The organism is Vibrio rotiferianus, assembly GCF_002214395.1.
GTDB classification, from domain to species: Bacteria; Pseudomonadota; Gammaproteobacteria; order Enterobacterales; family Vibrionaceae; genus Vibrio; species Vibrio rotiferianus.
Window position 1 is genome coordinate 3,194,427 of record NZ_CP018312.1, and the last position, 14,336, is coordinate 3,208,762.

Genomic DNA, 14,336 nt, shown 5'->3' on the forward strand with positions numbered 1-14,336 from the left:
GTGCTAGTGGCATGCATAAGCACCTCTTTTTAAGACCCAATCTGAGATTTTTCATGACCTCTACCTTGTTAGCCGAACAATCAGACTCGCCTGTAACGCCTCAACGTGTGTTGGAGGATGTGTTTGGTTACCAAGAGTTCCGTGATGGTCAGCAGTTGGTGATTGATGCTGCGGTAGAAGGTCGCGACAGCTTAGTTATCCTGCCTACTGGTGGCGGTAAGTCGCTGTGTTATCAAATTCCTGCTTTGGTTCGCTCTGGCATTGCTTTGGTCATTTCTCCGCTTATCTCGCTGATGAAGGACCAAGTGGACCAGCTTAAAGCCAACGGTGTAGCGGCTGAGTGTATTAACTCGACCATGCCTCGTGAGGAGCTGCTCAGCGTGTATAACCGCATGCACACAGGTCATCTTAAGTTGGTGTACGTCTCGCCAGAACGCGTATTGATGCGTGATTTCATTGAGCGCTTGGAAAACCTGCCGTTATCGATGATTGCTGTCGATGAAGCGCACTGTATTTCCCAATGGGGACACGACTTCCGTCCAGAATATGCCGCGCTTGGTCAACTTAAGCAGCAGTTTTCCCATGTGCCATTTATGGCGCTGACGGCGACGGCGGATGACGCAACGCGTCGAGATATTCTTGAGCGTCTGCAACTGAATAATCCAGAGGTTTATCTAGGTAGCTTCGACCGTCCTAACATTCGTTACAACTTAGTTGAGAAGCACAAGCCGGTTTCGCAAATCGTTCGTTATCTTGAAACTCAAAAAGGTAATTGCGGCATCATTTATTGTGGTAGCCGTAAGAAAGTTGAGATGGTGACTGAGAAGCTGTGCAACAACCATATTCGTGCTGCTGGTTATCATGCTGGTATGGATGCTGATGAGCGCGCTTACGTTCAAGAAGCCTTCCAACGTGATGACATCCAAATCGTGGTGGCGACTGTGGCATTCGGTATGGGCATCAACAAACCAAACGTGCGCTTTGTGGTTCACTTTGATATCCCGCGCAATATCGAGTCCTACTATCAGGAAACCGGTCGTGCAGGGCGTGATGGTTTACCTGCGGAAGCGATGATGTTGTATGACCCGGCGGACATCAGTTGGCTGCGTCGTATGTTGGATGAAAAAGACGATGGTCCACAGAAGCAGGTGGAAACCCATAAGCTGAATGCGATGAGTGCCTTTGCTGAGGCGCAGACTTGTCGTCGTCAGGTGCTATTGAATTATTTTGGTGAGTATCGCGAGAAGCCATGTGGCAACTGCGATATTTGCTTAGATCCACCGAAACACTTTGATGCCACGGAAGAAGCACGTAAGGCGTTGTCTTGTGTGTACCGAGTGAATCAGAGCTTTGGTATGGGCTACGTAGTGGAAGTGCTACGTGGCATGCAAAACATTCGTGTACGTGAAAACGGGCACGATAAGATTTCTACCTACGCGATAGGGCGTGATCACAGCCACGATTACTGGGTGAGTATCTTCCGTCAGTTAATCCATAAAGGACTGTTGTTCCAAAACATCACGCGTAACTCAACGCTGCAACTTACTGAAGAGGCGCGTCCGCTGCTGCGTGGCGATGTGACTCTGGAGTTAGCGGTTCCACGCTTAGACACCGCAGCACGTGCGGCTAAATCAGATAAACTGACCAGCAAGAACTACGACAAAAAGCTGTTTGCTAAGTTACGTAAGCTGCGTAAGTCGATTGCTGATGAAGATGGTTTGCCACCATACGTGGTCTTCAGTGACGCGACTCTGATTGATATGGCGGAAATTCTGCCAACGTCTTACGGCGAAATGCTGGCAGTTAGCGGTGTTGGTCAGCGCAAACTGGAGAAGTACGCCGACCCATTCCTCGATTTGATTCAAGAACACATTACTCACCATGGATAAGGAACCAAGATGCAAAAGGAATTTGGCTTAGCGGACTACATGGCACAAGAAGGGCGCTTAATCATTATCGCGCCGAGCTTTGACCTTGATAGCTTTCCTGCTTTAGGTGAGCGTTTAGTTAGCTTGCTTTCTGCTACTGTGGTGGAAAAGCAGTGGGATGCGGACATTCACTCTTGGCTGATCGATTTTGAAGGTTGCCGACTGTTTATGAAAGCAGAGCATTACAGCGAAGCGATTTGGTTTGAAGCTTTAGCGATTGAAGAGAGCAGGGAAGAGTTGGATTATCTCGCAGGATTGTTCCAACGCGGCTTCTAAAAATAGAATTTTTTTAGAAAGGGTGTTTCACATGAAACACCCTTTTTTATGCTCAAACGTTTGCGTAAAACAGACGACTTGCGGCAAAAAGTGGTTAATGTATAATCGCCCACCGCTTCGCTCGGAATGAGCCAAGCCAGTTTATTTTTCATTTTACATTGTTGGTAAGAGCCACTTTATTTAGTGACTCGATTTGGGTTCCCTCACCCCCAAACCAAACTAAAAAGGTATCGCATGAGTAACTTTACCCCTGCGCAGCAGCGCAACGCCCTTATCTATCTGGTTCTATTCCACCTAGTCATTATTGCATCTAGCAATTACCTAGTTCAGCTACCGTTTACTATCTTCGGTTTCCATACCACTTGGGGCGCATTTACCTTTCCATTTATCTTTCTAGCAACGGATTTAACCGTGCGTATTTTCGGTGCGAAAATGGCACGAAAGATCATCTTCTTAGTGATGTTGCCCGCTCTGGCTGTCTCTTACTTCCTATCGGTGGTGTTCTTCGAAGGTCAGTTCCAAGGTTTTGGCCACTTAGGTGAATTCAACTTATTTGTTGCTCGTATAGCGATTGCTAGCTTCATGGCGTACCTACTTGGTCAGATCATGGATGTACACGTGTTCAACCGCCTACGCCAAATGAAACAGTGGTGGGTGGCACCAACGTGTTCAACGCTTTTCGGTAATGCACTTGATACCATCGCTTTCTTCGCCATTGCCTTCTACCAAAGCCCAGATCCATTTATGGCGGAGCATTGGACGGAAATCGCGCTGGTGGATTACGGCTTCAAACTGATTATCAGTCTTGGTTTGTTCGTTCCTATGTATGGTGTACTACTGAATTACCTAATTAAGAAACTGACTGCGGTGAACCCTGACTTTAAGGTGACGACAAGCGTTCAGTCTTAATATCAGTGGGAACCCCGAAAGCCGCTTGCTCAAATCAAGCGGCTTTTTTGTGCCTGTTTACTTGGGTTTAGAGCGTTTTGTACAGCGTGGGGAGTAATTAGATCATGGGTGTCCAAAAGCTCCCTAAGCTGTACAAAGGTAAAAATGAGCAATAAAAAAGGCCCCAATAGGGACCTTTAACTAAGCAATAAGTTATCGTGAGATTTAACAAGTCACAATACTTAACGGCCAACCGATGTCTGTTTGACGGTTGGATTCAATTTCCAACTCAGCGGCCGTCAGCGGATTTGCATCTAACCATTTGGCTTCAATGCTGAGCGTTAGCTTGTCGCCTTCTGCTTTTAGAGTGACATTTGGTACTAGGTCTGGATTACGACGATGACTAAGTAAAACAGCCAAACGCAATAGACGTAATACACGTTTCGCACTGTTACCTGAAAGTGCATGTTGCTCCGGCAGGGAGGTGAGCTGTTCGCGGTAGCGGCGTGCAATTTCACCAATAAAGAACTTTTGCGCACGCGTATAACCAGGCAAATCTAAATGCTGCAGTAGGTAAGCGCTGTGCTCTCCACCTTTTTTGAAGTCGATAGTCAGACCGATTTCGTGCAGCTTAGCTGTTGTTTCCAGCAGGACTTTACCTTGAGGTTCTGCAACCCAAGTTTCACCACCGACTTGCTCAAGTAGATTATTAGCGAGGTTTGCCACTTGCTCACCGTACTGGCAATCCAATTGGTAACGGCTTTGTACGCTACAAATGGTACGAGCACGAATGTCGTTTTGACGAAGCTCGTCAACCATCTCATACACTAGCCCTTCACGCAGAGCGCCGCCAGCCAGTGTCATGGCATCAATTTCTAGTAGCTCAAAGATTGCAATTAAAATAGATAAGCCACTTGGAAATACCAGAGCACGTTCTAGGGTCAGACCTTCAATATCGAGCTCTTCTAAGTGATCAGCAAGCATCGCCTGCTTTTGTAGACGCTTAAGTTTGGAGTGAGTAATTACTTCGTCCATACCTTGCGCTAGCATTATTTCTTGCAGTGCTTGAACTGTACCTGAAGCACCCACACACACATCCCAACCTAGGTCGGTGTACTGTTCTAAGATTGGCTTTAAGGTTTGTTTTGCGCCTTCAATGGCAGACTCGAAGTTGCGTGCGTTCAACTGGCGGTCTTTAAAGAAGCTTTCCAACCATGTTACACAACCCATCTTAAGGCTAGTTAGCGCTTTCGCTTCGAAGCCCTCACCGATAATCAGCTCGGTACTTGCACCGCCAATATCGACCACAAGGCGGCGACCGCTGCCTCCCGAAGTGTGAGCAACGCCTTTATATATAGTGGCGGCTTCTTCTTCACCTGTGATGACTTCGATAGGTTGACCTAAAATTTGGTTCGCCTTCTCTAGGAAAACATCCACATTGGTTGCGGTACGCAAAGTCGCGGTACCGACAATACGGATGTTCTGTTTAGGAATATCCTGCAAGCGTTCTGCAAATAGACTTAAGCAGTCCCATCCTCGCTGCATAGCTTCCGTACTAAGAGAATTACGTTCATCCAAGCCCGCCGCTAGGCGAACTTTGCGCTTAATTTTAGCCATGGTTTGAACGCTGCCATCGATATGACGCACAACGAGCATGTGAAAACTGTTCGACCCGAGGTCGATGGCGGCGTATAGCGGTGATGATCCTGCTTGACTCATAAACGACTTCAGTTTCCTTTTATGATTGTTTTGGCGCTGATTGACGCGGTTGACGAGGACGACGTCCTTGCGGCTTGCGGTTACCAGAGCGAGTGCCACCTGTATTGGTGCGACGTTGTTGAGTACGAGGCGCGCGCATACGAAGTGGTGCAGGCAGATCTTGGATTAGAGCCGAAGCGTCGTAATCAGAAACTGGGATTGCGTGCTCAATGTATTCTTCGATTGGTGGCAAGTTGATTGCGTAATCTTCACAAGCGAAGCTGATAGAGTGACCACTTGCGCCGGCACGGCCCGTACGACCGATACGGTGAACGTAATCTTCACAGTCATCAGGCAGATCGAAGTTAAATACGTGTGTTACTTGAGGGATGTGTAGACCGCGTGCTGCAACGTCAGTTGCTACTAATAGGTCAACTTCACCGCGAGTGAATTGCTCAAGAATCTTTTCACGCTTCTTCTGCGGTACATCGCCAGTCAGTAGACCAACACGGTGGCCATCTGCTGCGAGGTGACCCCAAATCGATTCACACTTGTGCTTAGTGTTGGCAAAAACGATCGCGCGATCTGGCCATTCTTCTTCAATCAGGGTTTGAAGCAGTGCCATCTTGTCTTCGTTCGAAGGGTAGAAAAGCTCTTCTTGGATGCGATGACCGGTTTTTTGTTCTGGCTCAACCACAACGTGCTCTGGGTTGTGCATGTGTTCGAATGCCAGCTCTTGAACGCGGTAAGAAAGCGTCGCTGAGAACAGCATGTTCAAACGCTCTTTTGGTTCTGGCATACGGCGGAACAAGAAACGAATGTCTTTAATAAAGCCAAGGTCAAACATACGGTCGGCTTCATCGAGTACAACAGCTTGAATGTTGTTTAGGTTGAATACGCGCTGTTTGTAGAAATCGATAATACGACCAGTCGTACCAATCAGGATATCTACACCGTCTTGAAGCTTCGATAGTTGCTTATCGTAGCTTTCGCCACCGTAAGCTAAGGCAGCTTTAAGACCTGTACTCGCAATCAAAGGTTCCGCATCATTAAAGATCTGAATCGCTAGCTCACGGGTTGGTGCCATGATGATAGCACGCGGTTGAGTTGGCTTACGACCTTCATGCTCAGGTTTAGTCAATAGGTGGTTAAAGGTAGCAGTAAGAAACGCAAGCGTCTTACCAGTACCCGTTTGGGCCTGGCCTGCAATGTCTTGGCCGGTGAGCAGTACCGGCAACGCCAAGGCTTGAATTGGGGTACAAAATTCGAACCCTTTTTTCTCCAAACCTTCAGTAATTTGTGGATTTAATCCCAAATCGGCGAACTTTTGCTCTGTGATATGCGTCTTTTTCATGGCTATAGAATATCAGCTAAAGCTTGCAATACGAAAGTAAATACATTCCAATAGGGCATCTAATTACTGGTTATCATCCAACCAGTTTCAAAAAACACATTGGAGTGGAAGATGAGTGATAAGATTTTGCAGCTTACTGATGACGGTTTTGAAAACGATGTAATCAACGCTGCAGGCCCGGTTCTTGTTGATTTCTGGGCAGAATGGTGTGGTCCTTGTAAGATGATTGCTCCAATTCTGGACGAAATTGCAGAAGAGTACGAAGGCAAACTCACTATCGGTAAACTAAATATTGACCATAACGCAGGTACACCACCTAAGTTTGGTATTCGCGGCATTCCAACGCTACTGTTATTTAAAGACGGTAACGTGGCGGCAACGAAAGTTGGTGCACTGTCTAAGACTCAGCTAAAAGAGTTTTTGGACGCAAACCTATAATCACCAAGTGATTCAGAACAAAACCGTGCAAAGTGATAATGCACGGTTTTGTTTTTCTAACTCTGGACTAGAATATTAATTAGTGCTAACTTATCGCGCGTTAATTGAACAAATTTCTCTTCTTGGTCGATCCTGAGACCAAATCCATCTTAACTAGAAAATAGATCTTATTTTGACTAAACAAGCATCCACCACCATGAATCTTACTGAACTGAAGAACAGACCTGTGTCTGACCTTGTAAAGCTTGGCGAAAGCCTAGGTCTTGAGAACCTAGCTCGTCTAAGAAAACAAGACATCATCTTCGCTATTCTTAAAGCGCACGCGAAAGGCGGCGAAGACATCTTTGGCGATGGGGTTCTGGAGATTCTGCAAGACGGCTTTGGTTTCCTACGTAGCGCAGACAGCTCATACCTTGCTGGCCCTGATGATATCTACGTTTCGCCAAGTCAGATTCGTCGTTTCAACCTACGTACTGGGGATTCAATCGCTGGTAAAATTCGTCCACCAAAAGACGGTGAGCGCTACTTTGCTCTTCTTAAAGTCAATACGGTTAACGACGACAAACCAGATAACGCTCGTAACAAGATCCTATTTGAGAACTTAACGCCTCTACACGCTAATGAGCGTATGGTTATGGAGCGCGGTAATGGTTCAACAGAAGATATCACGGCACGTGTACTAGATTTGGCATCGCCAATCGGTAAAGGTCAACGTGGTTTGATTGTTGCTCCGCCTAAAGCGGGTAAGACAATGCTTCTGCAAAACATCGCTCAAAGCATCGCATACAACCACCCTGAGTGTGAGTTGATGGTACTTCTAATCGACGAACGTCCAGAAGAAGTAACCGAGATGCAGCGCCTAGTTAAAGGTGAAGTGGTTGCGTCAACGTTCGATGAGCCAGCTTCTCGCCACGTACAAGTCGCGGAAATGGTAATTGAGAAAGCAAAACGTCTTGTTGAACACAAGAAAGACGTAGTTATCCTGCTTGACTCTATCACTCGTCTAGCTCGTGCATACAACACCGTAGTACCTTCATCAGGTAAAGTACTAACTGGTGGTGTGGATGCAAACGCACTACATCGTCCTAAGCGTTTCTTCGGTGCAGCACGTAACGTAGAAGAAGGCGGCAGCCTAACTATCCTTGCTACTGCTCTTGTTGATACTGGCTCTAAGATGGACGAAGTTATCTACGAAGAGTTCAAGGGTACAGGTAACATGGAAATCCACTTGAACCGTAAGATTGCAGAGAAACGCGTATTCCCTGCGATTGACTTCAACCGCAGCGGCACACGTCGTGAAGAGCTTCTAACTAAGAACGAAGAACTTCAGAAGATGTGGATTCTGCGTAAGATTGTTCACCCAATGGGCGAAATCGACGCAATGGAGTTCCTCATCGACAAACTAGCGATGACGAAGACCAACGACGAGTTCTTCGATGCGATGCGTCGTCAATAGTCTCAGATAAGCAATTCTGCGAAGGGCCACCGTATATCGGTGGCTTTTTATTGCTTTCTCCCGAGATAAGCAGCAGAATGAAGGAAATGTTATCGGGAGGTTAACATGCAACAAGGAATGTTGTCGTCATTACTCCTGAGCTTGTCACTTATAATGCTACCAGCAACGTTATCTGCCAAGGAAATGCAGGAAACTGTGGTAGAGCAGTGGCTTCAGGATACCCAAATACAGACCAAAGTATCTGAACTGCTTGATTATGCCGTCAGAGACGAGGTTGACTCGCTTAAATTTGCCCTAGACCGACTTGCTTTCCCTCAACAAGAAGTCGTCCGCTTTCTTTTGCTCGAAAAGTTTGAACAACAAGAAATCATCCTCACGCCAAGAATGGCGATTTTTGTCGAATCTCAGATTAGTATTACTCCAACTTACCAAGTACTAGAGCGCGGCGACGGTTACGAATTCACCGTACCTGCTTTTAACTTTCCTTCTATTGCTAGTCGTCTGATTAAACGTTGGAAACAAGACCAAAGTACGTTGGAGTTTGTGTTAGCGGCAGAGCGCCAAGAACTTAATCTAAAAGATTGGTTAACAGGCACTTCGCAACATGTACAAACCAGAGAAGCGTTACTTATTCGTGAGCTGGACAGCTTATCGCCGGATGCACTTGAAGCTCTGATTAAACAATTAACTCATGCTAATGTGACTAGTTGGCTGCCATCAACAGCGGTGGTCGTGCGTTTGGCACAAGTCAGTCAAAGTGAGGCAATGTATGATCTGCTGTGGCGAATGCGTGCGGACTATAATAGCCAAACCGAGCTGGCAAGGCTTGCCGAGGTTGGTGACGAATTTTCATTGCAACAATTGATGAATTCCACTGCCAATCCAACCTTAAAACCTTATGCTATTGAGCTGCTCACCAGATCCAATCCACTCTCTCATGACGTAAAACAATTCTTAGTGGCCAAGATGGCACTTTCCGAAGAAGCCACTTTGGTTGCAAGAGAACTCGTAAAGCAAGGGCACCACTCGTGGTTGGAAGAGCTTGTTTCAAGCAATCGCCAAGTAAAAACACGACAGATTGCAGAATTCTTGGAATAACCGTTGTTGAAGCCATTGTTCTTTAAGTAACGATTCTTGTCGTTATCGAGTTCACATACCCACACAAAATAGGAGGATCTTAGCGTCCTCCTATTTGTTATACTGCGGACAGTTTAATCAGCCAGCATGAAGGCCTATGTGTTTTAAGGATTTACGCGAATTTATCGACCACCTAGAACAGAAAGGTCGACTTAAACGCATCACTCACCCCGTCGACCCCGCTTACGAAATGACAGAGATCAGCGACCGTACCTTGCGTGCTGGTGGCCCTGCGCTGTTGTTTGAGAACCCAATTGGCTACGATGTACCTGTTTTGACGAACCTATTTGGTACGCCAGAGCGTGTCGCGATTGGTATGGGACGTGAAGACGTTAAAGAATTAAGAGAAGTCGGTAAGCTGCTGGCTTATTTGAAAGAACCTGAGCCACCAAAAGGCTTCAAAGACGCATTGGAAAAATTGCCAGTGTTCAAGCAAGTATTGAACATGCCAGCCAAGCGCTTAAGAAAAGCATCGTGCCAAGAGATTGTGTGGCAAGGTGATGAAGTCGATTTGGATAAAATCCCGGTGATGAGTTGCTGGGCGGAAGACGTTGCGCCACTGCTTACGTGGGGCTTAACCGTGACCAAGGGTCCAAACAAGAAACGTCAGAACCTAGGTATTTATCGCCAGCAGAAAATTGCCAAGAACAAAATCATCATGCGTTGGTTGGCTCATCGTGGTGGTGCGCTTGACCTGCGTGATTGGATGGAAACCAATCCAGGTAAACCTTTCCCTGTTTCAGTCGCGTTTGGTGCAGACCCCGCAACCATTCTTGGTGCAGTAACGCCTGTGCCAGATACGCTATCGGAATACGCATTTGCAGGTTTGCTACGTGGCAGCAAAACGGAAGTCGTGAAGTCAGTCAGTAATGATTTGGAAGTGCCAGCGAGCGCTGAAATCGTGATGGAAGGCTATATCGACCCGAACGAGTTTGCTGATGAAGGTCCTTATGGCGACCACACTGGCTACTACAACGAAAAAGAAAAACACCACGTGTTTACCATTACGCACATTACCATGCGTAAAGACCCAATCTACCACAGTACCTACACAGGCCGTCCGCCAGATGAACCAGCTGTATTGGGTGTGGCATTAAACGAAGTCTTTGTGCCGATTCTGCAAAAGCAGTTTCCAGAGATTGAGGACTTCTACCTACCGCCAGAAGGTTGTTCGTACCGAATGGCGGTCGTCACTATGAAGAAGCAGTACCCAGGACATGCCAAGCGCGTAATGATGGGCGTATGGTCTTTCTTACGTCAGTTCATGTACACCAAGTTTGTTATTGTGTGCGATGAATCGGTAAACGCGCGAGATTGGAATGATGTCGTGAAAGCCATGTCAGAGCATATGGAGCCTGTACGTGACACCTTGATGATAGACAACACGCCAATCGACTCACTTGACTTTGCTTCGCCTGTGGTTGGTCTTGGCTCCAAGATGGGTTTAGATGCGACCATTAAATGGGATGCTGAACTGGCGACACGCATCAAGGTCAACGAACGTGACAATAAAGTGATTACCCAGTCTGATCTAGATACGCTAAAACAGCAACGCCCTGAGATTGTCGATATCTATCTACCAGCAACAGCAAATAACCAGTTCGCTGTTGTGACCATGAAGAAAGACCAAGCTGGTCAATCTCAAGAATTGATGGAATACCTGTGGGACTTCTTTGCTCAGTACACGGATAACAAATTCATTATCTTGTGCGACGATGACGTTAATGCACGAGATTGGAATGACATTATTTGGGCTGTGACAACTAGAATGGACCCAGATAGAGACACCATCCAAGTGCGTGGTAAGACTGATAGTTCATCCAAATTAGGGTTGGATGCGACCAACAAGTTCGAATCTGAAGTCAAGCGCGAGTGGGGAACACCTATCAAAAAAGATCCTAAACTTGTGGCTAAAGTCGATGAGATTTGGAACCAGTTAGGTATTCTATGAGTCATCAAGTCCACCTTCTACCGATGGACGTTACATTCCAAGTAAAAGAAGGGGAGACGGTGTTGGAAGCCGCGCTCAACAATAATATTCGCTTCCCCCACCGTTGCCAAGTTGGCGCTTGCGCCATGTGCATGTGTAAAAAGCTGACGGGTGAGGTGAGTTACCACCTCGAACCGATGCTAACCGAAAAAGAGCAACAGCAAGGTTGGATATTCCCTTGCCAAGCCTATACAGAAAGTAATTTAGTGCTTACTTTTGATGAGTAAGCGAGAGGAACACCATGACCATCCAATGTAAAGTAAAGTCTATTCAGCCGTTAGCTTGTAATACTTATCAAATCCTTCTTCACCCAGAATCACCTGTACCTTTTAAAGCAGGTCAGTACCTAATGGTTGTGATGGGTGAAAAAGACAAGCGTCCTTTCTCTATTGCAAGCAGTCCTTGTCGTCATGAAGGTGAACTTGAACTGCACATCGGTGCGGCGGAACACAACGCTTATGCACTAGAAGTTGTTGAAGCAATGCAAGCGGCATTAGAAACAGATGGTCATATCGAGATTGATGCCCCACATGGTGATGCTTGGGTTCAAGAAGAAAGCGAACGCCCACTATTATTGATTGCTGGTGGTACTGGCTTTAGTTACGTGCGTTCGATTCTGGATCACTGTGTTGCACAGAACAAAACCAACCCTATCTATTTATACTGGGGTGCGCGTGATAACTGCCAACTTTACGCTAAAGAAGAGTTGGTCGAGATCGCTGAAAAGTTTGCCAACGTTCACTTTATTCCAGTAGTAGAAGAAGCACCTACCGATTGGCAAGGTAAAGTTGGTAACGTGCTACAAGCGGTGAGTGAAGATTTCGAAAGCTTAGAAAACTACGATATCTATATTGCAGGTCGCTTCGAAATGGCTGGCGCAGCGCGTGAACAGTTCACTCAGAACAAGAAAGCTAAGAGTGAACGTATGTTCGCAGACGCGTACGCGTTCATTTAAATACGGCTTTTGAGGCAGAAAAAGAGGGTTTTTTACCCTCTTTTTTGCTTTTTTGATGAAATAGTCATCGAACAGTCAGTTTTTTCCATTTTTTTTCAAAAAAGGGTTGCGAACGGATCTGAGTTCCCTATAATGCGCATCCACCGACACGGCAGACGCGATAAGGCTTCAGCAGGGTCGGAGAGGTGAAAAGCTTCTGAGAAAATAAATTGAAAAAAGTGTTTGACACTCTCAATTATCTCGTTAGAATGCACCTCCGCTTTGAGAGAAAAACTTCTCGATAAGCAAGCTCTTTAAAAATATAGACCTATCAATCTGTGTGGGCACTCGTTGATGATAATCCAATTAGAAATTTCTCTTAATAAAGAGCGGTTTCAAATTAGGTTTCAATGAAACGAAGTGACCATTGAATCGAAAGATTCAGCACAGTCAATTCAAACATTACTTATGTAATGTTCAGTATTCATTGAGCCGAACAAAATCTTAAATTGAAGAGTTTGATCATGGCTCAGATTGAACGCTGGCGGCAGGCCTAACACATGCAAGTCGAGCGGAAACGAGTTATCTGAACCTTCGGGGAACGATAACGGCGTCGAGCGGCGGACGGGTGAGTAATGCCTAGGAAATTGCCCTGATGTGGGGGATAACCATTGGAAACGATGGCTAATACCGCATAATGCCTACGGGCCAAAGAGGGGGACCTTCGGGCCTCTCGCGTCAGGATATGCCTAGGTGGGATTAGCTAGTTGGTGAGGTAATGGCTCACCAAGGCGACGATCCCTAGCTGGTCTGAGAGGATGATCAGCCACACTGGAACTGAGACACGGTCCAGACTCCTACGGGAGGCAGCAGTGGGGAATATTGCACAATGGGCGCAAGCCTGATGCAGCCATGCCGCGTGTGTGAAGAAGGCCTTCGGGTTGTAAAGCACTTTCAGTCGTGAGGAAGGTAGTGTAGTTAATAGCTGCATTATTTGACGTTAGCGACAGAAGAAGCACCGGCTAACTCCGTGCCAGCAGCCGCGGTAATACGGAGGGTGCGAGCGTTAATCGGAATTACTGGGCGTAAAGCGCATGCAGGTGGTTTGTTAAGTCAGATGTGAAAGCCCGGGGCTCAACCTCGGAATTGCATTTGAAACTGGCAGACTAGAGTACTGTAGAGGGGGTAGAATTTCAGGTGTAGCGGTGAAATGCGTAGAGATCTGAAGGAATACCGGTGGCGAAGGCGGCCCCCTGGACAGATACTGACACTCAGATGCGAAAGCGTGGGGAGCAAACAGGATTAGATACCCTGGTAGTCCACGCCGTAAACGATGTCTACTTGGAGGTTGTGGCCTTGAGCCGTGGCTTTCGGAGCTAACGCGTTAAGTAGACCGCCTGGGGAGTACGGTCGCAAGATTAAAACTCAAATGAATTGACGGGGGCCCGCACAAGCGGTGGAGCATGTGGTTTAATTCGATGCAACGCGAAGAACCTTACCTACTCTTGACATCCAGAGAACTTTCCAGAGATGGATTGGTGCCTTCGGGAACTCTGAGACAGGTGCTGCATGGCTGTCGTCAGCTCGTGTTGTGAAATGTTGGGTTAAGTCCCGCAACGAGCGCAACCCTTATCCTTGTTTGCCAGCGAGTAATGTCGGGAACTCCAGGGAGACTGCCGGTGATAAACCGGAGGAAGGTGGGGACGACGTCAAGTCATCATGGCCCTTACGAGTAGGGCTACACACGTGCTACAATGGCGCATACAGAGGGCAGCCAACTTGCGAGAGTGAGCGAATCCCAAAAAGTGCGTCGTAGTCCGGATCGGAGTCTGCAACTCGACTCCGTGAAGTCGGAATCGCTAGTAATCGTGGATCAGAATGCCACGGTGAATACGTTCCCGGGCCTTGTACACACCGCCCGTCACACCATGGGAGTGGGCTGCAAAAGAAGTAGGTAGTTTAACCTTCGGGAGGACGCTTACCACTTTGTGGTTCATGACTGGGGTGAAGTCGTAACAAGGTAGCGCTAGGGGAACCTGGCGCTGGATCACCTCCTTATACGATGATTACTCACGATGAGTGTCCACACAGATTGATACGGTTTATAAAGTAAAAGAGACGATACTGGGTCTGTAGCTCAGGTGGTTAGAGCGTTCGCCTGATAAGCGAGAGGTCGGTGGTTCGAGTCCACTCAGACCCACCAATTTCCTTTGAAGTTGGTATACAGTATCGACACC

At 47.0% G+C, this 14,336-nt stretch carries 11 protein-coding genes, 1 tRNA gene and 1 rRNA gene; 11 read left to right on the forward strand and 2 right to left on the reverse strand.

Annotation, left to right across the window (positions count from 1 at the left end; translation table 11 throughout):
• Positions 1-53 precede the first annotated feature (53 nt).
• From recQ to BSZ04_RS24060, 3 genes are all read left to right on the forward strand, one after another.
• The gene (gene recQ / locus BSZ04_RS24050; RefSeq protein WP_088881541.1) at positions 54-1,889 is read left to right on the forward strand and encodes an ATP-dependent DNA helicase RecQ; all 1,836 of its coding nucleotides are present in this window, start codon (positions 54-56) and stop codon (positions 1,887-1,889) included.
• A 9-nt stretch (positions 1,890-1,898) separates the two neighbouring features.
• Positions 1,899-2,204 carry a DUF3630 family protein gene (locus BSZ04_RS24055; RefSeq protein ID WP_010444574.1) on the forward strand — a complete coding sequence of 102 codons (306 nt, stop codon included), beginning with the start codon at positions 1,899-1,901 and terminating at the stop codon, positions 2,202-2,204.
• 234 nt (positions 2,205-2,438) lie between these two features.
• Positions 2,439-3,113, forward strand: coding sequence for a 7-cyano-7-deazaguanine/7-aminomethyl-7-deazaguanine transporter (locus BSZ04_RS24060; protein WP_038868584.1), 675 nt, complete (start codon positions 2,439-2,441; stop codon positions 3,111-3,113).
• A gap of 204 nt (positions 3,114-3,317) precedes the next feature.
• Here the strand turns inward: BSZ04_RS24060 and gppA are convergent, their stop codons facing one another.
• Together gppA and rhlB are read right to left on the reverse strand one after the other, a co-directional pair.
• Positions 3,318-4,811 carry a guanosine-5'-triphosphate,3'-diphosphate diphosphatase gene (gppA, locus tag BSZ04_RS24065; RefSeq protein ID WP_071236525.1) on the reverse strand — a complete coding sequence of 498 codons (1,494 nt, stop codon included), beginning with the start codon at positions 4,809-4,811 and terminating at the stop codon, positions 3,318-3,320.
• A 19-nt stretch (positions 4,812-4,830) separates the two neighbouring features.
• Positions 4,831-6,144, reverse strand: a complete 1,314-nt coding sequence (gene rhlB / locus BSZ04_RS24070) for an ATP-dependent RNA helicase RhlB (protein ID WP_088881542.1) — start codon at positions 6,142-6,144, stop codon at positions 4,831-4,833.
• A 111-nt stretch (positions 6,145-6,255) separates the two neighbouring features.
• Between rhlB and trxA the strand changes: the two genes are divergently transcribed.
• The 8 genes from trxA to BSZ04_RS24110 all read left to right on the forward strand — a co-directional run bounded on the left by trxA (position 6,256) and on the right by BSZ04_RS24110 (position 14,302).
• On the forward strand, positions 6,256-6,582 hold the full coding sequence (trxA, locus tag BSZ04_RS24075) for a thioredoxin TrxA (RefSeq protein WP_005458583.1): 327 nt from the start codon (positions 6,256-6,258) through the stop codon (positions 6,580-6,582).
• A gap of 196 nt (positions 6,583-6,778) precedes the next feature.
• Positions 6,779-8,038 (forward strand): transcription termination factor Rho, encoded by a 1,260-nt coding sequence (gene rho, locus BSZ04_RS24080; RefSeq protein WP_005440042.1) that lies wholly within the window; start codon positions 6,779-6,781, stop codon positions 8,036-8,038.
• Positions 8,039-8,143: 105 nt separating this feature from the next.
• Complete coding sequence (locus BSZ04_RS24085; RefSeq protein WP_088881543.1) at positions 8,144-9,136, forward strand: hypothetical protein; 993 nt, start codon at positions 8,144-8,146, stop codon at positions 9,134-9,136.
• 136 nt (positions 9,137-9,272) lie between these two features.
• Positions 9,273-11,126: a 4-hydroxy-3-polyprenylbenzoate decarboxylase gene (ubiD, locus tag BSZ04_RS24090; RefSeq protein WP_088881544.1), complete on the forward strand. Its 1,854-nt coding sequence runs from the start codon at positions 9,273-9,275 to the stop codon at positions 11,124-11,126.
• Entirely contained in the window at positions 11,123-11,392 is a 270-nt protein-coding gene (locus BSZ04_RS24095; RefSeq protein ID WP_009696789.1) for a 2Fe-2S iron-sulfur cluster-binding protein, read from the forward strand. The genes ubiD and BSZ04_RS24095 overlap by 4 nt, the downstream gene beginning before the upstream one ends.
• 14 nt (positions 11,393-11,406) lie before the next feature.
• Positions 11,407-12,120, forward strand: coding sequence for an NAD(P)H-flavin reductase (fre, locus tag BSZ04_RS24100; protein WP_010444558.1), 714 nt, complete (start codon positions 11,407-11,409; stop codon positions 12,118-12,120).
• Between the two features lie 485 nt (positions 12,121-12,605).
• A 16S ribosomal RNA gene (locus tag BSZ04_RS24105) occupies positions 12,606-14,157 on the forward strand.
• A gap of 68 nt (positions 14,158-14,225) precedes the next feature.
• Positions 14,226-14,302, forward strand: a tRNA-Ile gene (locus BSZ04_RS24110).
• Positions 14,303-14,336 lie beyond the last annotated feature (34 nt).